This window comes from Phaeobacter sp. HF9A, from assembly GCF_011806385.1.
GTDB lineage: Bacteria > Pseudomonadota > Alphaproteobacteria > Rhodobacterales > Rhodobacteraceae > Epibacterium.
The window spans coordinates 1-21,429 of record NZ_JAATOX010000046.1 but is presented as its reverse complement, the minus strand read 5'-3'; the positions used below and the strand labels follow the sequence as shown (position 1 = coordinate 21,429).

Sequence of the window (21,429 nt, the reverse complement as noted above, 5' to 3'; positions counted from 1 at the left end):
GCGCGTATCGTGAGAGGCGGCGAACAGAGGCTTCGCTCCACCCCGTTCAAAAGAAAACCGGCCTGCAACAGGCCGGTTTTTATGTTCTGGCTATCGGCGCTGGCGTCAGCGTCCGGCTCAAGGCTCGCGGAAGGCTTCGCGCGATTTATAGAGCGGTTTCAGCAGGTAGGTCAGGATCGTCTTTGACCCGGTCTGAAGCTCGGCAATGGCGCGCATGCCGGGGCGGATTTCGATCTGCTGCTGGCGCGCAGTGAGGCTGGAGCGATCCACCCGCACTGTCACCCGGTAATAGGGCGTCGCGCGCGGGTCGCGCTCGTCCTCGAAGGTATCGGCGGAGACCACATCGACCTTGCCGCGCAGCGAGCCATAGATGGTGTAATCATAGGCCGAGAGCTTGATGGTCACATCCTGCCCGCGCTGCACATTGGCGATATCCTCGGGCTTGACCCGGGCCTCGACAAAAAGTTCCTCGCCCAGCGGGATGATCTCCAGGATCTCGTCGCCGGGGCGCACCACGCCGCCGATGGTGGTCACCGCCAGGCTGTTGACGATCCCCGCCATGGGAGAGGTGATCACCGTGCGGTTCAACTGATCGCGGGCGAGGCGCTGTTCCTGGCGCAGCGAGGTCAGCTGACGCAGGGTTTCGGAATATTCCTCGGCGAGCATCAGCTCGGCCTGGGTGCCGATCTCGTCGAATTTGGCCTGCGCATCGCTGACCCGTTTCTGGGTCTCGTTGACTTCGCGCAGGGCGACGATGTTCTGCTCATGCAGGGAGCGCAGGTTCGAGAGTTCGTTCTTGAGCTGGCGCAGCAATTCACCGGCGCTGTTGCGGCGGCTGTTGAAATCGCCCTGACGGGCCTTCAGCAGCGCCAGCTCGGAGGCGAGAATATCGGGCGAGCGCGCGGCCAGATCGCTGGGCACGGAAAAATCATAGCCGCCTTCGATTTCTGCCTCCAGCCGGTATTGCTTGATCTCCAGCGCGTCGATCTGGTCTTGCAGGTCATCGGCGGCGGCGCGGAACTTGGTGTCTTGCAGCTTGGCCAGCACCTGACCGGCCTTCACCGTATCGCCCTGACGCACAAAGAGTTCGGCAAGGATGCCGCCCTCAAGGTTCTGCACGATCTGGGAGCGCGAGGAGGAGACGATCTGCCCGTCGGCGCGCACGATTTCATCCACCGAGGCAAAGCCGGCCCAGGTCAGAAACAGCACCAGCACCACGGCGACCAGCTGGATCAAACGGCTGGAGGCGCGGGTGCTTTCAAGAAGATCCATATCGGCGGCGATGCTCATGAGGCTTTGCTCCCTCCGTTGAGATGGGCCAGCACCTCGTCGCGCGGGCCATCGACGACCATGCGTCCGGCCTGAAGGATCAATGTGCGGTTGGTCAGCGACAGGATCGGCAGCCGGTGCGTGGCGATAATGGCGGTACGCCCGCCCAGCCAGGTATCAAGGCGGCTCACCAGGGTGCGCTCCAGCGTCTGGTCCAGCGCCGCGGTGGGTTCATCCAGCAGCACCACGGAGGGGTCTTGCAGATGCAGCCGCGCCCAGCCCACGGCCTGACGCTGGCCGATGGACAGGCCCGCGCCGCCATCGCCGATCATCAGATCCAGCCCGCGCGTATGGGCGCGCACAAAGGGGGCGAGCCCTGCAAATTCCAGCGCCTGCATCACCCGCTCGTCGTCATGGGTCAGCAGCGACAGGTTGAGGTTGTCGCGCAGGGTTCCGGCAAAAAGCTTCACCTCCTGACCGAGATAGCCGATATGGCGACGCAGGTCGCGCGGCTCGATCTGGCTCATGTCGGTGCCGTCGATCATGATCCGGCCACGTTCCGGCGCATATAGGCCAGACAGCAGCTTGAGCAGGGTGGACTTGCCCGACCCGTTGACGCCAAGCACCGCGATGCGCTGGCCGGAGGTAATGCTGGCAGCCGGCACATCGACGATAGGGGCGCTTTCGGGGTCATAGCGGAACAGCACTTCGCGCAGTTCGAACTGGCCGTCGATCTTGTCACGGCGCAGATAGGCGCGGCCTTTTTCACGTTCCTGCGGGGCCTTGGCGATGATTTCCAGCGCATCCAGCGCCGCGCGGACGTTGCTCCAGCGTGCCAGCGTGCCCGCAAATTGCGTCAGCGGCGCCAGGGTGCGGCTGGTCAGAATACCGGTGGCGATAATGGTGCCGACGGTGAATTCCCCGGCAAAGACCATATAGGTGCCCAGGATCACCGCGCTGATATAGGTCGCCTGCTGGACGCCCTGGCTCCAATATGTGAGGGCGCTGGCGAGTTTGCGCTGGCCGTTGGAGGCCTGCGAGGACAGGAGGTTGAGCTCGTCCCAGAGCCGCAGGATGCGGTCCTCGCCGCGCTGGGTCTTGATGGTTTCCATCTCGCTCACGACCTCATGCAGCAACCGGCCGCTCTTGGTCGAGGCCCCCTGCGCCTGGCGGGTCATGGCCAGCATCTTTTTCTGGATAAAATAGCCGGGCAGCAGCATCAGCACGCCGCCAATGATGATTACATAGACCACCGGCCCGCCGATCGAGGCGACCAGCAGCAGGAACACCGCGATAAAGGGCACATCGGCCAGCGTCGAGAGGGTCGAGGAGGTAAAGAACTCCCGCACCGAGGAGAAATCCCGCATCGCCGCAAACAGGCCGGAGGGGGGCAGGGGGCTTTGGTCCATCCGCAGCCCGATGACGCGGCGCATCAGCTTGTGCTGCACCGCCATGTCGATCTGGCGTCCGGCGGCATCGGTGATACGGGCGCGGGCGAGTTTCAGGAACCCTTCCATGGTGATCGCCATCAGGGCGCCGATCGCCAGCACCCAGAGCGTCGCCTGCGATTGATGCGGCACCACCCGGTCGTAGACTTGCAGCGAGAACAGCGCCACCGCCACCGCCAGCAGGTTCGCCACCAGTGAGCCGAGCATGATTTCGGCGATCTGGCGGCGGTATTTCGGGAATTCGCCCCAGAACCAATGGGAATGGTCCAACTGGGGCGTATGGCGCTGCGCCAGCTGGCTCAGCGTGGCGCGGGTCGAGAGGATCTGCCCGGTGAAATAGGGCATGAAATCCTGCATCGGCACCTCGGCGCGATTGTCAGGGCAGGAGGTGTCATAGATCGTCACGCCCGCCTTGCCCTGACTCATCACCAGCACCGGCTGGCCGCCCTGCATGATGGCGATGCCCGGCCAGTTGCGCGGGCTGGGGCGTTTGACCGTTTGAAGCTGCGCCTTGAGCCCCGAGGCAATCAGCGCGCTCATCATCGCTTCGGGGCGCAGGGAGGCGCCGCCGCTGCTTTGCAGCTGTTCGACCAGATCCTGAGGGGCGAGCGTCACGCCGCGCAGCGAGGCAAGACGGCACATAAGCTGCGCCCGCGCCTTGAGCCGGTCGTGATAGGCGGCTTCGCTTTCACGCTCGGGCGGCGGCGTGGTGTCTTCGCTTGCGGGGGGAGTGGCCGCTGCGTCCTCTGCCGCGATCTCCTCCGCCGGCGCTTCGCTTTGGGAGGTTTGCGTCTCGATGGGCGCGACCGTGTCCCGCGGCGGCCGCGGAGCGATGAAGGCGGCGGGCGAGGGGGCCACGGCGGCGATCTTCACCGGCTTGGCCTGCGCGGCGCTCAGCGCAGAGGTCTTCTTGAGCTTCAGGCTTACCGCGCCAGTGGCACCGGCCAGCTTCAGCTTGCGTTTAACGGGTGTCTTGGCCCCCGGGGCGGGTGTCTGGCTGTTTTGCTCAGTCAAATCTCGTCCCCATCTGCCAAAAGACCCAAGGATGACGCAAGCGCCAGCTGGATCAGGACCACTTCATATTTCGCGTCAATATAGGCCTGTTCCCGCTTTACCAGCTCTTCGTAGATCGGGATCACATCCATCACCGGGCGCTGTCCGGCCTCGAATTGCGCCTTGAACAGGCGATAGGTCTCGCGGCTGGCACGCGCCAGTTTCAGCGCCTCCTGCTCTTGCCGCCGATACGAGGAGAGCCGCTGCATTTCGCGGCTGTATTCGCGCCGCGCCTCTTCCTCGACCTCGCCGATGCGGCGCAGAGCGGCCTGTTTATTGGCCTCCACCGCTTGCAGCGCGGCAGGGGTGCCAAGGCCCAGCGGTTCGGCCATATTGAGCTGCAAGCCGGCGCCGGAGCCTTCGCTGCCGATCTGGCCGGTGGCACCGACCTGCGGCAGAAATCCGGCGCGCTCCATCTTGGCCTGTTCGATGGCGCGGGTGGCCTCGGCTTTTGCTTTCAACACGCTGAGATAGGTGCTGCCGTCGGGCGGCAGTTGCAGCTCCAGCCGCTGCGGCGCGGCGGGGAACTCCTGCCCGGTCATGGCTTGCAACTCGGCCCGCGCGGTGCGGGCGGCGTCATTGGCGGTGGCCATCTGCGATTGCATGCCGCTGATCTTGGACTGCACCACATTGAGGTCAGAGCGATCCGACACGCCGCCATTCACACGCCCCACAACGACGCGTTCGAAATCGCGCATGGTGCGGATGGCGCGATGGGCGTAGGCGGCTTTCTCGTCCCCGCGCAGCCCCGAGACATAGAGCCCAAGTGCGGTTTCCACCCGGTCGTTCATGTCCTCGGCAAGGGTGACGGCGGCCACTTCCACATCTGCGGCGGCAAAGGCGCGTTCGGCCTTGCGGTGGCCGTTGTCAAAGAGGATCTGTTCCAGAAGGATGCTGGCCACCATCTCGCCCAGATCATTCAGGCTCACGGTGGGGCGCAGCGAAGGCAGCCAGTTCTTGGATTGCGCCTCGGCGCGCAGCTTGGCGCTGATCAGCGCCGCCTCGGAGGCGCGGGCAGAGCCGGTCAGCGCCGAATGGGCGACCTCGCCATAGATACTGCCGCTCTGCAAAAGCGAGCGGCGGTGTTGCAGCGAGGAAATGACTTCGGATTGCGGTGCATCTTCGGCCTGGGCAAAATTGCTGCCGGATCCGTCGAGCGATTGGCCCGTGTTCGGCAGGTCGCACGCCGTAAGGCTGCACAAAAGTGCAATGGCGGAAATGCCTCGTGCCAGATACATATTCTGTCCTCGTGCCTACTCGGGGCCCGCGGTTGATCCGCAGGTCATCATTTCAGCGCGGCTCTGGCGGGGTTCGGGTGCGAAATCCGGGACAGGGCCGCGCTGAGGCGCTTAGATAATGGTGACGGAGATATCGTCGTCCACCAGCAGCGTTGTGTCGCCGTCGCCCACCGTGAACACGTTGAAGGTGTTGCCATCCACGGTCTGTGTGCCCTGCGCATTGGCGTCACTGATGGTGACCGCGTCATTATCGCCAGACCCGCCGATGATGGTGAGCGTGTCAGAGTTGCTCGACAGCGCGTTGATATCCGCCTCGGTCAGGGTGAGGTTCACGTCATCCGCGAATTCAAGGTTCAGCGTGTCGATGTTGAACGACGACAGGGACGCGTGATCCAGCGTGCCGCTTTCGGTGGCGTTGTCTTCAAAGAACACCAGGGTGGAGGAGGAGTTCCCCGCCGTATCCTCGGTGGTGAGCAGGAGGTTGATGTTGTCGTCGATCGCGTTATCGAACCGCAGCATGTCTTCGCCGCCAAGGTCGACGGTCCTGAAATCCTGAACCTCGGAGGTGCCGTTAGATTCCATCGTGCTGACCGAAATGCGGTCGGATGTCTCTTCGATGGAGATGCTGGTGAGGTTATCTCTCCCGTCGGTCCCGGTTCCCGTGACGACCGCAGCGCTGATATCGGTATCGACGCTGAAGTTCTGCGGGATCGTCTCCACGTTGCCGGCCGGATCGGTGGCGGTGATGGTGGCGGTGGTGACATAGGTGCCGCCGGCGAGGTCATCACTGTCAAGCGCCACGGACCAGTTGCCATCCGCATCAACCGTCGCGGTATGGGTCTTGCCCTCGATGTCCACGGTGACGGTGGAGCCGGGCTCGACCGTGCCTTCAAGCAGGAACCCGTCGGAGAGCTCATCGCTGTTGATCACGTCATCGGTGGTTTGCAGCCTGTCAGACCCGTAATCCACAACCTCGGTGTCTAGGCCGACGGTGTCGGTGTCAGTTTCGGTGTTGCCCAGATCGTCGGTGATCGAGGCGGTGACATCCAACTCGTCGGTGCCTTCGGGGATCTCGCTCGCGGCAAAGTCATAGGACCAGTTGCCATCGGCGTCGGCAACCGTGGTGCCAGAGGCGGTGCCCAGGGTGACGGTGACCGTCTCGCCTGGGGTGGCGGTGCCGGTGATGGTGACCCCGTCGCTGCGCTCATCTGCATTGATGATGTCATCGGTCTCGATCGGAGCTTCGTCCAACATTACAAAGCCCGCATCCGTGTCCACCGCGATCATCGATGTGGCGGTGGCGGTATTGCCCGCCAGATCGGTGGAGGTAACGGTGATCTCGCTGTCATACTCACCTTCGGGGAAGGTGCCCTCGGGGAACGTGGTGGTCCAGCTGCCGTCCGTCCCTGCAGTGGTGGTGCGGGTGAGGCCTTGCACGGTGACCTGGACCGTCGCGCCTGCCTCGGCCGTGCCGGTGATCGCCACGCCTGCCTCGGATTCGGCCAGAGAGACAATGTCATCGCCGCCAGAAAGGCCGCTGTCGATGGTTACCGAAGTTTCGGTGTCCACTTCCAGCACATCGGTGGTGGTGGTGCTATTGCCATAAGGGTCGGTGGTGGTAATGGTGATGCCGGTCTCATATTCGCCGGTGTTGATCTCGTCAGAGCTGAAGGTGACCGACCAGCTGCCATCCTCGGCCACGGTGGTCGTGTGGGTCGCGCCGTTGATTTCCAGCGTCACGGTGGCACCAGCCTCGCCGGTGCCGGTGATCACGGTGCCGCTGGCCTGTTCGGCGCCATCGACGATGTCGCCCACGGATTGGGTGCCCTCGGTGATTTCCACCACCGGCGGCTCGCTGTCGATGTCGATGGTCGGACCGTCCAGATCCTCATAGGGGGTGCCGTCGGGCGCCACCACGTCAACGACTGTCTCATAGACGCCATCATCGGGCAGATCTGCGGTCGGGATATTCACCGACCAGGTGCCGTCGTCATTGACGGTCGTGGTGACCACCACATCGCCAATGGTGACCTCAACATCAGACCCAGCCTCGCCAGTGCCGGAAATGGTAACCCCATCCGGGTCACCTTCGCCGACCCCATAGGTGCCATCGGCGTCATTCACGGTCGGAATGATCGCACTTGAGGTGCCACCGCCGCCGCCATCGCCGCCACCGCCGCCACCGGCCAGAACCGCAGCCCCTGCTGCCGCCGCGCCGATACCACCGAGGCCACCCAGGAAGGGCACGGCCAGGGGGGCGACCACCGGCTCGATACGGTCCACGTCAAAGAACACCATATCGTCATAGGCGCTCCATTTGCCGGAAAGATCCATCGGCTCGTAGCTGGCAAACAGCATGCCGTCGGGTTTGTCTTCCAGAACCACTTCGATGAAATCACCCTCGTCACTGAGGAACAGGTTCTTGGGGCCGGTGGTCGCGTTGCTGTAGAACCCGTCGAGTTCAACCACCGTGCCATCGGTCAGCGTCAGCTGGAGATCATTGCCGCGACGGGCGTAGCTCTCGATATCGGTGGGATCCAGGTTAAGGGAAATATCCTTGGCGCCGGTCGTGGAAATGATCGCGGGCGACCCTTCGGGCGAGGTGCCATGTTGGTTTGTCCCCGATGGATCGCGGGCAATATATGCAACGGTGCTCATGCTGAACTGCTCACTTTATTATCGGACACGCAGCAGGAAACGCCCCGCGTCGCTTGTTTCTGTACCTGTATTTCTGCCTAATGCCGTCTTGTGCGGCTTATTTGAGGCGAATATGCATTCAATATTGTGTGTGTGTCTAGACTGAGCGACGCTTTTTATCATTTGTTTGCCCTGATAGCGTGCTCAAAACACCTCACTTTTGTTTTCCGCCACAGCGCCCGCGGGGCCAGATTCCGGGCGATGCGGCGTTGGATCTATGCGATATGTTGCAGCTTAAAAGATCAGCACAGCGGGCGGCACGAATGCGGCGCTCTACAAAAGTTTACCGTTGTTAACCGAAAATATACCAAGCTTTGGTAGGTTTGATGGCACATCTAGTGTATACTGGACCCAGAAAAATCCGCTGCTGCCCCTTGGCGTAAGCTGAATTCCCCCTACCGTTAATAGTCGGAATGGGGCGCGGGCGACACGCACGCCAGCAGCACCGAGCAGACTCTTAAGAACACCAATAACGCGGACACCTAAAGGGCCCTCGTCAGGCCAGACTGTTCGCGTGCAATCCAAGAACCCAGGAGGACGGGTAGCGACGCAAACCAGGAGGCGAGATCCCGATGAATAAAGTTGCAGAGCTTTTTGCAGAGGCCTATGGCCAGACGCGCGAGCAGGAAATGTCTTTGCAGGACTATCTGACGGCCTGTCGCGACGACCCCAGCATGTATGCCAATGTGGCAGAACGCATGTTGAAGGCCATCGGCGACGAAGAACTGGTCGATACATCGAAGGACAGCCGGCTGGGGCCGATATTCCAGAACCGGACCATCAAACGCTACGCCGCCTTTACGGATTTTTTCGGGATGGAGGACACGATCGAGCGGATCGTGGGCTATTTCCGCCACGCGGCCCAGGGGCTGGAGGAGCGCAAGCAGATCCTCTATCTGCTGGGGCCGGTCGGGGGCGGGAAATCCTCGCTTGCGGAACGGATCAAACGTCTGATCGAGGAGCAGCCGATCTACGTGCTGAAAGCCGGGGATCAGATCTCGCCGATCTTTGAAAGCCCGCTGGGCCTGTTTGATCCGGTGCGCATGGGCGCGCTGATCGAAGAGGAATATGGCATCGCCCCTCATCGCCTGCCGGGGCTGATGTCCCCCTGGGCGGTGATGCGGCTGGATGAATTTGAGGGCGATATCAACAAGTTCACGGTGGAGAAAATCTACCCCTCCCGCCTGCGCCGGATCTGCGTGGCCAAGGTCGAACCCGGCGACGAGAACAATCAGGATATCTCCACCCTTGTGGGCAAGGTCGATATTCGCCAGCTGGAGCATTTCAGTCAGGACAACCCGGACGCCTATAGTTTCTCCGGCGGGCTGAACCGCGCCACCCAGGGGGTTCTGGAATTTGTCGAGATGTTCAAGGCGCCGATCAAGATGCTGCATCCGCTGCTCACGGCCACCCAGGAAGGTAATTACATGGGCACCGAGAGCTTTGGCGCCATTCCCTTCAACGGGTTGATCCTGGCCCATTCCAACGAGAGCGAATGGCAGCAGTTCAAGAATAACAAGAACAACGAGGCCTTTATTGACCGTGTGTCGATCGTCAAGGTGCCCTATTGCCTGCGGGTGTCGGACGAGGCGCGGATTTATGAAAAGCTGATCCAGCACTCGGAGCTGCGCGAGGCGCCCTGCGCGCCGGAAACGCTGAAGATCCTCAGCCGCTTCTCGGTGCTGACCCGGCTGAAACCGCATGAGAACTCCAATCTTTACAGCAAGATGCGGGTCTATGATGGCGAGAGCCTGAAAGACACAGATCCCAAGGCGAAAACCGTGCAGGAATATCAGGACCGCGCCGGCGTTGACGAGGGCATGAACGGGGTCTCTACCCGCTTTGCCTTCAAGGTGCTGTCCTCGGTTTTCAACTACGACACCAACGAGGTCGCCGCCGATCCGGTGCATCTGATGTATGTGCTGGAGCAGATGATCAAGCGCGAGCAATTCCCGCAGGACACCGAACAGAAATACCTGGAGTTCATCAAATCCGACCTGGCGCCGCGCTATGAGGAATTCATCGGCAACGAGATCCAGAAAGCCTATCTGGAGAGCTATACCGAATACGGTCAGAACGTCTTTGACCGCTATATCGCCTATGCCGACGCCTGGATCGAGGAGCAGGATTACAAGGACCCCGACACCGGCCAGCTCTATGACCGCGAGGTTCTGGATGCGGAGCTTTCCAAGATCGAAAAACCGGTGGGCATCGCCAATCCCAAGGATTTCCGCAACGAGGTGGTCAAATTCGCCCTGCGCCACCGCGCCAACACCGGGTCAAACCCGGCGTGGAACTCCTATGAAAAACTGCGCGATGTGATTGAAAAACACATGTTCAGCCAGGTCGAGGAACTGCTGCCGGTGATCTCCTTCGGATCGAAAAAAGACAGCCAGACCGAGGGCAAACACCAGGAGTTCGTCGAGCGCATGCGCGCGCACGGATATACTGACAGGCAGGTCCGACGCCTTGTGGAATGGTACATGCGGGTGAACAAGGCGGGCTAACAGGCGGGAGCAGTCCAGATGCACCACTTTATCGACAGGCGCGCAAATCCAAAAGGCAAAAGCCTGGGGAACCGGCAAAGGTTCCTCAGACGTGCGCGGGAAAATATCAAGGAACGTGTGGACCGGTCGGTTCGGGAAAAATCCATCGGCAAGGGCGAGAGCGTGCCGGAAAATGGCGAGGAAATCACCATCCCGACCAGGGGCTTGAAGGAGCCGCGCTTCTACCATGGCCCCGGCGGCAATCGCCGTCATGTGCTGCCGGGCAACAAGGAATTTGTGGTTGGCGATGCGATTGACCGCCCCCAGGGCGGCGCGGGCGAGGGAGGGCGCAAAGCCTCCGAGGATGGCGAGGGTGATGACGAGTTTTCCTTTACCCTGACGCGGGACGAGTATCTGGAAATCCTGTTTGACGGGCTGGAGCTGCCGGATCTGGTGGAAAAGGCCACGGTGGAAACCGAAACCATCGGCATCCGCCGCGCCGGCCTCACCACGGCCGGCACCCCCAACAACCTCAATCTGGTGCGCACCATGCGCAACTCGCTGGGCCGTCGCATCGCCTTGCAGCGCCCAACCACCAAATCACAGCGCGAGCTGGAAGCGCAGATCGCCGAGCTGGAGGCGATCGAGGCGCGCAGTCCCGGTCAGGACGAGGTCCTGACCGAACTGCGGCTCAAGCTGGAAGGGATCAAGCGCAAGCGCCGCGTGGTGGGCTATATCGACCCGCTGGATCTGCGGTTTGATACCTTCGTGCCGGAAAAAATCCGCAAGTCCCGCGCCGTGGTCTTTTGCCTGATGGATGTCTCCGGCTCCATGCAGGAACGCGAAAAGGATCTGGCGAAACGCTTCTTCCTGCTGCTGCATCTGTTCCTGACGCGCTGCTATGAACATACCGAGATCGTGTTTGTCCGCCACACCCATTACGCGCAGGAGGTGGACGAGGAGGCCTTCTTTTATGCCCGCGAAACCGGCGGCACGATTGTGTCGACCGCGCTTGAAAAGATGAAGGAAATCATCGACGAACGCTATCCGCCAGATGAATGGAACATCTATGGCGCGCAGGCTTCGGACGGGGAAAACTTCGGCAATGACTCCATGCGCTGCCGCAAGCTTCTGCTCGAACAGATTTTGCCGGTCTGCCAGTTCTACGCCTATGTGGAAATCGTCGAGGAAGCGGCGCAGATGCTTCTGGATAATACCGAGGCGGGCGAGGATCTCTGGCAGAACTACCGTCAGGTCAAGGCCGCCGCGCCCCATTTTGAAATGCAGCGGGTGTCGGAGCCGCGACATATCTATCCGATCTTCCGGGAGTTCTTCCTGCCCAAAGTGAAAGGTTAAACCGCATGCAAACCGCGAAAGAGAGTGTCACGCCGCTGTTTGACGGGCCGGAGTGGACTTTTGAGCTGTTGGAAAAAGCCCGCGATGCGATCGAGACCATCGCCTTTGACGATCTCGGGCTTGATATCTATCCCAACCAGATCGAGATCATCTCGGCCGAGCAGATGCTGGACGCCTATTCCTGCGTCGGGCTGCCGCTGATGTATCAGCACTGGTCCTTTGGCAAGCATTTCGCCCGCGACGAGGCGCTCTATCGCACCGGGCGGCAGGGGCTGGCCTATGAGATCGTCATCAACTCCAACCCCTGCATCAGCTACAATATGGAAGAAAACACCATGGCGATGCAGACGCTGGTGATGGCGCATGCGGCCTTTGGGCATAATCATTTCTTCAAGAACAACTATCTGTTCCAGCAATGGACCGATGCCGCCGGGATCCACGACTATCTGGCCTTTGCCAAGAACTACATTGCCGCCTGCGAGGAACGCTATGGGTTTGACGCGGTGGAGGAGGTGCTGGACGCCGCCCATGCGCTGCAATCGCAGGGGGTGTTCCGCTATGGTCGCCCGCCCAAGCCGACGCAGGAGGAACGCCGCGCGATGCAGCAGCTGCGCGAGGCCTATGAAAAGGGTCAGAGCGCGCTGGATATCTGGACCGACGCCACCATGGGGCAGGGGGGAGACGCCGAAACAGAGGTGGACCTCGATCATGCGGACCGGCGCAAGCAGATGAACCTGCCGCAGGAAAACCTCCTCTATTTCCTGGAAAAACACAGCCCCGTTCTGGCGCCCTGGCAGCGGGAAATCCTGCGGATCGTGCGGATGCTGGCGCAGTATCTCTATCCGCAGAAACAGACCAAGGTGATGAACGAGGGCTGCGCCACATTTGTGCATTATTACATCATCAACGCGCTTTACGATAAGGGGCTGATCACCCAGGGCGCGCTGATGGAGATGATGCACAGCCATACCAATGTGGTGATGCAGCCGGAATATGACGATCCGCGCTACAATGGCATCAACCCCTATGCGCTGGGCTTTGCGATGATGCAGGACATTCGCCGCATCTGCGAGGCCCCGACGCCGGAGGATCGCGAGTGGTTCCCGGAGTTTGCAGGCAACCCGGATTGGCGCGGCGTGTTGCGCGATGCCTGGGCGAATTACCGCGACGAGAGCTTTATCCAGCAGTTCCTGTCGCCGCATCTTATCCGCAAGTTCAAGCTCTTCACCCTCACCGATGACGAAACCCACCCGCAGCTGGTGATCAGCCAGATCCACAACCGCGCGGGCTATAAGGCGATCCGCCGCGATCTGGCGCGGCAGTATGATCTTGCCTATATCGAGCCCGATATTCAGGTGACGGACGCGGATCTGAAGGGCGACCGGACGCTGAAGCTGACCCATACGGTGCGCGACAATGTGCATCTCGCAGAGGCCGACAAGGCCGAGGTGCTGAAACATCTGCGTCGGTTGTGGGGCTATGACGTGACGCTTGCGGCGGTGGAGGCCTCCTTGGCGCGCTGATCCTCGCTCGACGGTGGCGGAGAGCGCGCGCCTCACCCCCTGTGGGATTGTGGCTGCGTGGCGCTGACATGCGGATGATCGGCGGGTAAATCGGGATGCTCATGCCGCAAGGCATCACCGCTATTGCGGGGCCAGAGGCGCAGGGCGGCGAGGATCCCCATGATACCGATGGCGGCGAGGATCAACAGCACCGGCTCCAGCCCCAGCCAGGTCATCCCCAGCCCGGCCAAGGGATAGCAGAGCAGCCAGCAGCCATGCGATAATGTGAACTGCGCCGCAAAAAGCGCGGCGCGATCTTCGGCAGCGGCGGAACGGCGCAGCAGCCGCCCGGATGGGGTCAGCGTGCCCGAATAGCCGATCCCGGCGACAAACCAGCAGATCATCACGCCGCTCAGGCTGAGGCCGTTCAGCGACCACAGCGCAGTGGCGCAGAGAGCGGCGCAGCCGAGCCCCGCAAACCCTGCCATGACCGACCGATCCGGTAGCCTGCCCAGAAGCGAGGGCAGCAATAGCGCTGTCAGCATCGAGCCGCCGCCAAAGGCACCGAGCGCCAGCGCCACCTCGCCTTCGCCGAGCCCAAGCGTGCTGCGCACCACCACCACGGTGTTTACAAAGATCATGGCGCTGATCGCTGCGGCGGCCAGCGAGAGGCACAGCAAGCCGCGCAGGCGCGGCGTGCGCAGATAGATCCGCAGCCCCCGGGTGGTGCGGTCCGAAAACCCGCGCGCGGGCTGTGGTGTGGCGGCGGGCAGGCGCACCGAGACCACCAAGAGCGCCGAAAGGGAAAACCCGATCGCGGTGCCAACAAACAGCGTGGGCGCGGCGACGAGGGTCAACAACAGCGCGGCCAGCGCCGGGGAGGCGAGGGATTCAAGATCATAAGCCAGGCGCGACAGCGACAGCGCGCGGGTGTAATCCTCTTCTTCGGGCAGAATATCGGGGATGGTGGCCTGAAACGCCGGTGTGAACCCGGCAGAGGCGGCTTGCAGCAGAAACACCAGCAGGTAGATCTGCCAGACCGCATCCACAAAGGGCAGCCCCAGCACCACCAATGCGCGGATCAGATCGAGCGAGACCAGCCACGTGCGGCGTGGCACCCGGTCGGCAAAGGCGCTGGCAATGGGGGCGAGCGCGACATAGCTCACCATCTTGATGGTCAAGGCGATGCCCAGCACGCTGCCTGCCCGCGCACCGGCAATGTCAAAGGCGGCCAGCCCAAGGGCCACGGTGGCCAGTCCGGTGCCCAAGAGCGCAATCACCTGCGCGGCAAAGAGATGGCGATAGGCGCGGTTGCGGAACAGGTGCAGCATGCAAGGCCCTCTTGTCTGGCTCAAGGCTCATCGCTCAGGTGCCGCAGGTCAAGGGCGCAGGTCGCCAAATATGAAAAACGCGGACCCTGAGGCCCGCGTTTTGATGTGATCTGCCGGGGCAGCGGGTGGATCAGAACTCCACCACAGCGCGGATCGACTTGCCTTCGTGCATCAGCTCAAAGCCGTGGTTGATCTCGTCCAGCGTCAGCTTGTGGGTGATCATCGGGTCGATCTCGATCTTGCCGTCCATGTACCAATCGACGATTTTCGGCACGTCGGTGCGGCCAGAGGCGCCACCAAAGGCGGTGCCGCGCCAGGAGCGGCCGGTGACCAGCTGGAACGGACGGGTGGAGATTTCGGCGCCGGCGGGGGCCACGCCGATGATGATGCTCTCGCCCCAGCCCTTGTGGGCGGCTTCCAGAGCGGTGCGCATCACGTTGACATTGCCGGTGGCGTCAAAGGTGTAATCAGCACCGCCCCCGGTCAGCTCGACCAGATGCGCCACCAGATCGCCCTCGACCTCGGAGGGGTTCACGAAATGGGTCATGCCGAAGTGGGTCGCCATTTCGACCTTGCCGGGGTTCAGGTCAACGCCAACGATCTGATCGGCACCGGCCAGACGCAGGCCCTGAATGACGTTAAGGCCAATGCCGCCGAGACCAAAGACGATGGCGGTGGAACCGATTTCGACCTTGGCGGTGTTGATCACTGCACCGATGCCAGTGGTGACGCCACAGCCGATGTAGCAGACCTTGTCAAAAGGCGCGTCCTTGCGGATCTTGGCCAGCGCGATTTCCGGCACCACGGTGTGGTTGGCGAAGGTGGAGCAGCCCATGTAATGGTGGATCGGGGTGCCATCTTCGAGCGAAAACCGGGTGGTGCCATCGGGCAGCAGGCCCTGACCCTGGGTCGAGCGGATCGCCTGACACAGGTTGGTCTTGGGGTTGAGGCAGTATTCACATTCCCGGCACTCGGCGGTGTAGAGCGGGATCACGTGATCGCCGGGCTCCAGGCTGGTGACGCCTTCGCCGACCTCGATCACCACACCTGCGCCCTCGTGGCCGAGGATCGCGGGGAAGATGCCTTCGGGATCGTCGCCGGAGCGGGTGAACTCATCGGTGTGGCAGAGGCCGGTGGCCTTGATCTCCACCAGGACCTCGCCCGCCTTGGGACCTTCGAGGTTCACGGTCATGACTTCAAGCGGTTTGCCCGGGGCGAGGGCAACTGCGGCACGGGTTTTGATCATCATCTTGTCCTTCTAATCAGACTTTTCAGACCCTTGTGACATTCCGTCCTGCGAAATGCCGGGTGGTGAGCGCGAGTGACGCCAGCGGCTTGCTCTTCAGACGTTTTGAAGAAATCGCGCTGTCGGAGCAAGAGGTACATCACCGCAGGATAAAGACGCAACAGTCGAAGCGGGCGGTGTGCCATGTGGCCCCTGTGTCTGTTTGCATGGTATCGGGGCAGGGCAGGGGGCGGTGCGCAGGAATACGACCTTGCCACCGCGTGCTGCGACGCAGGGGCGCGGCGGTGCCCGTGGTGACTTGAGATTTGCGCAACAAATATCCATCTTGGAACGGACACGGGTTGACCCTGTCGCCGCAACATCGCTTGTGTGATGGTCGGCGAGCGGGGCAGGGGCAGAGGCAGGAGGTGGCACACCATGAATATCGGCGATGTGGCGATCCGCTCCGGGCTCGCGGCGAAGACCATCCGCTATTACGAAGACATCGGGCTGATCCGCCCCAATCGCAGCGCCAATGGCTATCGCTGTTTTGCGGAGACCGATCTGCACAAGCTGGCCTTTCTGGGCCGGGCGCGGGCGCTTGGGTTCTCGATCGAGGATTGCCGGGTGCTGCTTGGGCTTTATGAGGATGAAACCCGCGCCAGCAGCGATGTAAAGCAACTGGCGCAGGCGCATCTGAGCAAGATCGAAGCGAAAATTGCCGATCTGGAGGCGATGCGGGATACGTTGAGCGAGCTGATTACCTGCTGCGCCGGCGACAACCGCCCGGATTGCCCGATCCTGAAGGATCTCTCCGGCTCTTCTGACGACGCGGAGTGAGCGTGGCTGCGGGCGGGGGAGCTCCCGCCCGTCGCTGGTGCTTTGAAAAAGCCCCGCTCCCGTTGGGCCGGGCGCCGGGCCTGCGGCCCGGCGCGGCGTGTCACGCTGAGCTCAGAGCTTGCCGGGCCAGAAGGGGTTTGACCAGGCGCGTTTCTCGGCGGGATCAATGACGCTCACCCGCAGCCAGGGGCTTTGGGCGAGACGGCCAAGGGGGATGCTCGCCTGCGTCATCGAGCTGCCCTGCGCGACCTCGGAGGCATTGCCGATGCCCTGCACGATCACCGCGCGGGCGGAGGAGCAGGAGACGCGGAGCGTGTCGCCCTCCAGCCAGATGCCGTGAATTTCGGGACCCTGCGTGGAATAGAACTGCCCGGCTTTCAGCGCGGCGAGGAGCTGCTCGGGGCTGTTTTCTTCGGCCTTGACCATTACCCAGCCGCCAAAGGCGTCGGGGCCCTTGAAATGGGCATCGTCGGTGGCGATCAGTGTCAGGTCGCGGCCCTCGGATAGCAGCAGTTCGAGCTGCGGCATGCCGGTGCCACGATCGCTGAGCATATGCGAGCCGTGATTGTAGATCTCCACCGCATGGGCGGCCTCGATGCTGCGGGCGTCGTCCATGGTGAGACCGGACCACTGCGGGTGGGCAATGGCGACAAAGGCACCGGCCTCGCGCGCGCGGGCGGCAATCTCGGGGCCACTTTCCTGACCCTCCACCGGGTGGAAATCCGGCGAGTGGGAGGGCGCGAAATCAGCCGGCAAGCCCACTGCGAGCAGGTGCCAGAGTTCGCCGTTTTCCTGCGCGCCGGAGTGCAGCTCGGCGCCGAGCAGGGTGGTGAACGCCGCGTCCCGAAAGGGCAGGGTGTCGACGATGGGATAGTTCCAGCGCCCCACAAAATGGTCGGTGAGCGAGATGAAATCATAGCCCTCGGCCTTGTAGCGGCGGCAGACCTCTTCGGGGCTCAGGGCGCCGTCGGTCACGTTGGAATGGGTGTGCAGATTGCCACGGAAAAAGCGTCCGGGGATATCGAAGGGAGAAAGCAGCATGTTGGGGCTCTTGTTTGTCTCGTGTCACAGTCCCGCCGCGTGTAGCAATTGATCGCGACACAGGTGTGACCACGCCGATCTCTAGCAGCAGAGGGCGGCGCTGACCAGATCCTCGAGCAGGGGGGATTCGCCAGGGGCGGACCAGAGCCGTCAGCCGCATCTGCAAGGGGCGCGGCAGGCTTCGGGGGGCTTCGGGGGCGCGCGCCGGACCGTTCTGGATGTGGCTCTGGATGTGGCGATGAAGATTAAGGCATGGCGCGCGCCGAGCCGTCAGGTGAGTACGCTGAAACGCAGCTGATCAATTTGAAAAATCATATATGTGTCAGGCCGGTATCGGATGGCGAGAAATCTCTAAGGTTGTAAAATAATGAATTATAAATACAACCTATGGTATATCAAATGGAGGGTCTGTTAATATGTATACAATCTTATTTATAGATTGTTAACACAATGTAATCGCACACATATCTTGAAAAGTCTTTTTTTGTTGGTGATACGGGGTTTTGGTGCTTTAATGGTGGGAGTGAGGTCGCTGCGACGCAATTTTTGAGTGTTTTGTCGTGGCGATGTGAGTAACTTGTATGGCGAGAGTGTCTAATGGTTGTAGTGTTAAAAGTCCGTCAGTACGGCGCGTTTGGTGTGTATCGGCCAGATGGGGAACCCATTCAACTTGGAGCAAAGCATCAGGCGCTTCTGGCGTTGCTGATCACTGCGGAAGACGGGATCCGAACGCGCGCTTTTCTTGAACATACCCTGTGGAGCTTTGCCCAGCCCGAGCAGGCAAAGGCCAGCCTGCGCACGGCCCTGTCCACGTTGCGCAAACATATCGGCCCCACCGCCTCCGCGGCGCTGGTGGCAAATCGCGAACGGGTGACGCTGGATCTCAATATGGTCGAGATCGAGGACGACCCGTCGCGGGGCGCCTTCATGGAAGGGTTCGAGCTGCCCCATGAGAGCATTTTTGCAGAGTGGCTGTCGGGCATGCGGACCCAGGACATGACCGCGACGCCCCCGCCGCAGGATCCGCCCTGGGCGCCGCGGGATCGGGGCAGGGTGGTGCTTGATGAGTTGCTTCCCTCGATTGCGGTTCTGCCCTTTGTGCAGCGCTCGCCGGGCAGTTCCAACGCGCCATTGGGCGCGATCCTGTCGGAGGAGTTGTCTCGGCAGCTGTCCCGCAGCCAGGCCTTTTCGGTCACCTCCTACCTTGCCTCGCGCCAGTTCCGCCCCGAAGAGGTGCGCCCGGCCGAAGTCTCCTCGGTGGCCGGGGTCAGCTATCTGGTCTCCGGTTCGGTGTTCATTAACGGCCATGATTTCATCGCGCAGGTGGATCTGCATGATGCCCACCGCGAAAAGGTGATCTGGTCAAGGGAATTCAAGGGAGCCCTGTCCGACCTGTTAATGGGGCAGAGCCTGCCGTTGCGCGATGTGACCAGCCAGATCGGTCAGACGGTGGTGGGCGAGGCCGTGCGGCTCGTCAGTTTCCGCCCCCTGTCCAATCTGGCCAATCACACCCTGCTGATGGCGGCGATCGTCATGATGCAGAGCAAACATGCCGATCAGTTCGAGAAATCAAACGAGATTCTCGAAACATTGATGGAGCGGGAAATGCATCACCCGGTGGTGCTGACCTGGGCCGGAATCTGGCATGTGATGGGCGTGCAGAAGGGGCTGTCCAATGATCGTCGCAAGAGCACGCTGATGGCGCAAAATCTCGCAGATGCGGCGCTGGCACAGGACCCGGCGTTTTCGCTGGCGCATACGTTGAAAGGTATGATTGCAAGCTATCTGACCTTCGAGTTCGACAATGCGCAGTATTCCTATGACAAGGCGCTTCAGGACAACCCTAACGAAGCGCTGGCTCTCTTGCTGAAGGGGGCGACGCGGGCGATGCAAAACCACCCCGACGAAGGCATCCGCCTGACCGAAGCGGCCCGCCGTCTCTCGCCATTGGGGCCGCAGCGCTACTATTTTGACTCGCTGGCCGCCTCGGTGAGCCTTGCTGCCCGCGATTATGATCGCGCGATCGAACTGGCGGACCAGTCTCTCCAGGCAAATGATTCTTACCCCTCGACGCTGCGCACCAAGGCGATTGCCCTCCAGATGTCCGGGCGCGGCGACGAAGCGCGCGATGTGGTTGAAAACCTGATGAAAGTCACCCCTGACTTTTCTGTGTCGCGCTATATGCAAGAGCATGCGGCGGCCTTTACCCCCTCTGGCCAGGACTGGGCCAGCGCCTTGCGCGAGGCTGGCGTGCCAGAGTGAAGGGCCCCCATGACGCGCCAACACCGAGGGGAGCCTTTTTGCTCCCCTCACGCGGCCGTCTGGTCACGCTACAGCCCATGTTTTTCCGGCTAGTGTTCTGTAAGGAATGAAAAAAATCATGTTTTGTCGATGATCTGCATTTTTTTCAGAAAAACCCCTTGCAGCCCTTCGAAACTCTCATTAGAACGCCCTTCACAGACAGTGTTGGGATGTAGCCAAGTGGTAAGGCAACTGTTTTTGGTACAGTGTACCGTAGGTTCGAATCCTACCATCCCAGCCACCTTTTCCTGATTGTGATGCTCGCCGAGGACTGGAACCTATACGGTTCTACTTGGCATCTTGCCCGGGCAAGACTGGTATCTGCTGATATTCCAAACGTTTCGCCGTCCGCAATTCCTCTGAACTGAAAGACATTTGCGCCCATATAATCTCGTCCCTAAACTGAGGGACGACGAACACGGAGGGCACAGGTATGGCCAACTGGTATTCGGCCGACCTGCACTTCGGCCACCACCGCATCATCGACTTCTGCAAGCGCCCCTTCGCCTCAACCGCGGAGATGAACGCGGCCCTGATCGCCAACTTCCAGGCCTGCGTCGCGCACGATGATGACCTCTGGATTTTGGGGGATTTCGCCTTCGGTCGCGCTGACGATACGGCACAGTTCGAGAGCTGGTTTCACAGCCTCCCCGGACGCAAGCATCTGATCATCGGCAACCACGACGATGAAGCGGTCATCTCTCTCCCATGGGCAAGCACCGAGTACATGGCCGAGATCCAGGACGGCGAACACAGCCTCGTCCTGTGCCATTACCCGATGATCACTTGGAACGGCGCACGCAGAGGCGCCCTGCAGCTATTTGGCCACGTCCATGACCAATGGGCAGGCTTGCGAAACAGCATAAATGTCGGCGTCGATCAGTGGAATTTTCGACCGATCCAGATTGAGGAAATGGCAAAGCGGGCAGCCCGTATGCCCGTTAACAAGCATTGGGCGGATGTCGAACATGGAAACGAGCTTCCGTAGACCAATTGAACGGGTGGCATCTCGGACCAGCTGGTTGAGCGATCGCATGGTGAGCAAGGGCTCGGAGGTTCGATCTCGCAAGGGCAGCTCACATCGGTGTTGAAAAGCACCAGATAGTTCTGCCTTTCTTGCCAGAGGATTTGCCTCTGCCGCGCAGACCAGTGCTGTTTTACCTACGAAAATCCATACCACTCCGATCCACGCCAATGGCGTATTGAATGCTGCGCAGCCCTTCCCCTGTCAAACCCGAGGATGGCCGATGAGCGATCATTTCTTCGTCGTGACGGGCGGCCCTGGTGCGGGCAAGACCAGCCTAATCACCGAGCTCGCTGGCCGCGGCTTCCACACAATTCCCGAATCCGGCCGCGCGATCATCCGCGAGGAGATACAGAGCGGCGGGGACGCCCTCCCTTGGGCGGATCGAACGGATGCTGGAGTGCGACTTGGGCGCCTACAGCGCCGCACAGACACTCTCAGGCCCCCTGATCTTCGACCGCGGCATTCCCCCGACATCGTGGGCTATCTGACGCTCTGCGGCCTCCCCATGCCGCCCCACGTCGCTGCAGCGGCCAAGGCAGGGTAATCCCCCCCGATCTTAAGGGGATGCGGAAGTAGAATTTTCTCGGCAGGATGAACGAGGAGATTCCGATGAAG

General features: G+C 61.4%; 14 protein-coding genes and 1 tRNA gene. 8 read left to right on the top strand and 7 right to left on the bottom strand.

The genetic code is table 11. From position 1 onward, the window contains the following. Positions 1-117: 117 nt before the first annotated feature. The 4 genes from HCZ87_RS10300 to HCZ87_RS10285 form a co-directional block, all read right to left on the bottom strand. Entirely contained in the window at positions 118-1,290 is a 1,173-nt protein-coding gene (locus HCZ87_RS10300; RefSeq protein ID WP_167643671.1) for an HlyD family type I secretion periplasmic adaptor subunit, read from the bottom strand. Beyond that, positions 1,287-3,731, bottom strand: coding sequence for an ATP-binding cassette domain-containing protein (locus tag HCZ87_RS10295; RefSeq protein ID WP_167643670.1), 2,445 nt, complete (start codon positions 3,729-3,731; stop codon positions 1,287-1,289). Before HCZ87_RS10295 ends, HCZ87_RS10300 begins: the two co-directional genes overlap by 4 nt. Then, positions 3,728-5,008, bottom strand: coding sequence for a TolC family protein (locus HCZ87_RS10290; protein ID WP_167643669.1), 1,281 nt, complete (start codon positions 5,006-5,008; stop codon positions 3,728-3,730). Before HCZ87_RS10290 ends, HCZ87_RS10295 begins: the two co-directional genes overlap by 4 nt. 111 nt (positions 5,009-5,119) lie before the next feature. Next, positions 5,120-7,666, bottom strand: a complete 2,547-nt coding sequence (locus tag HCZ87_RS10285) for an Ig-like domain-containing protein (protein WP_167643668.1) — start codon at positions 7,664-7,666, stop codon at positions 5,120-5,122. Positions 7,667-8,277: 611 nt separating this feature from the next. Between HCZ87_RS10285 and HCZ87_RS10280 the strand changes: the two genes are divergently transcribed. The 3 genes from HCZ87_RS10280 to HCZ87_RS10270 are packed head-to-tail and all read left to right on the top strand — an operon-like array spanning position 8,278 to position 13,070. After that, positions 8,278-10,212 carry a PrkA family serine protein kinase gene (locus HCZ87_RS10280; RefSeq protein WP_167643667.1) on the top strand — a complete coding sequence of 645 codons (1,935 nt, stop codon included), beginning with the start codon at positions 8,278-8,280 and terminating at the stop codon, positions 10,210-10,212. A gap of 18 nt (positions 10,213-10,230) precedes the next feature. Continuing rightward, positions 10,231-11,547 carry a YeaH/YhbH family protein gene (locus tag HCZ87_RS10275; RefSeq protein ID WP_167643666.1) on the top strand — a complete coding sequence of 439 codons (1,317 nt, stop codon included), beginning with the start codon at positions 10,231-10,233 and terminating at the stop codon, positions 11,545-11,547. A gap of 5 nt (positions 11,548-11,552) precedes the next feature. Next, entirely contained in the window at positions 11,553-13,070 is a 1,518-nt protein-coding gene (locus tag HCZ87_RS10270; protein ID WP_167643665.1) for a SpoVR family protein, read from the top strand. A 32-nt stretch (positions 13,071-13,102) separates the two neighbouring features. Here HCZ87_RS10270 and HCZ87_RS10265 read toward each other — a convergent pair whose 3' ends face one another. Both HCZ87_RS10265 and HCZ87_RS10260 read right to left on the bottom strand, forming a co-directional pair. Next, the gene (locus HCZ87_RS10265; RefSeq protein ID WP_167643664.1) at positions 13,103-14,380 is read right to left on the bottom strand and encodes an MFS transporter; all 1,278 of its coding nucleotides are present in this window, start codon (positions 14,378-14,380) and stop codon (positions 13,103-13,105) included. A 130-nt stretch (positions 14,381-14,510) separates the two neighbouring features. Continuing rightward, the gene (locus HCZ87_RS10260; RefSeq protein WP_167643663.1) at positions 14,511-15,626 is read right to left on the bottom strand and encodes an S-(hydroxymethyl)glutathione dehydrogenase/class III alcohol dehydrogenase; all 1,116 of its coding nucleotides are present in this window, start codon (positions 15,624-15,626) and stop codon (positions 14,511-14,513) included. Between the two features lie 417 nt (positions 15,627-16,043). Between HCZ87_RS10260 and cueR the strand changes: the two genes are divergently transcribed. Continuing rightward, complete coding sequence (gene cueR / locus HCZ87_RS10255; RefSeq protein WP_167643662.1) at positions 16,044-16,445, top strand: Cu(I)-responsive transcriptional regulator; 402 nt, start codon at positions 16,044-16,046, stop codon at positions 16,443-16,445. A gap of 111 nt (positions 16,446-16,556) precedes the next feature. Here cueR and HCZ87_RS10250 read toward each other — a convergent pair whose 3' ends face one another. Further along, complete coding sequence (locus HCZ87_RS10250; RefSeq protein ID WP_167643661.1) at positions 16,557-17,486, bottom strand: PHP domain-containing protein; 930 nt, start codon at positions 17,484-17,486, stop codon at positions 16,557-16,559. Positions 17,487-18,083: 597 nt separating this feature from the next. Between HCZ87_RS10250 and HCZ87_RS10245 the strand changes: the two genes are divergently transcribed. From HCZ87_RS10245 to HCZ87_RS21310, 4 genes are all read left to right on the top strand, one after another. Beyond that, positions 18,084-19,748: a tetratricopeptide repeat protein gene (locus HCZ87_RS10245; RefSeq protein ID WP_167643660.1), complete on the top strand. Its 1,665-nt coding sequence runs from the start codon at positions 18,084-18,086 to the stop codon at positions 19,746-19,748. 205 nt (positions 19,749-19,953) lie between these two features. Then, positions 19,954-20,028, top strand: a tRNA-Gln gene (locus HCZ87_RS10240). Between the two features lie 192 nt (positions 20,029-20,220). Next, the gene (locus tag HCZ87_RS10235) at positions 20,221-20,775 is read left to right on the top strand and encodes a metallophosphoesterase (RefSeq protein WP_167643659.1); all 555 of its coding nucleotides are present in this window, start codon (positions 20,221-20,223) and stop codon (positions 20,773-20,775) included. A 259-nt stretch (positions 20,776-21,034) separates the two neighbouring features. Beyond that, on the top strand, positions 21,035-21,358 hold the full coding sequence (locus tag HCZ87_RS21310) for an AAA family ATPase (RefSeq protein ID WP_167643658.1): 324 nt from the start codon (positions 21,035-21,037) through the stop codon (positions 21,356-21,358). The last annotated feature ends 71 nt before the right edge of the window (positions 21,359-21,429 follow it).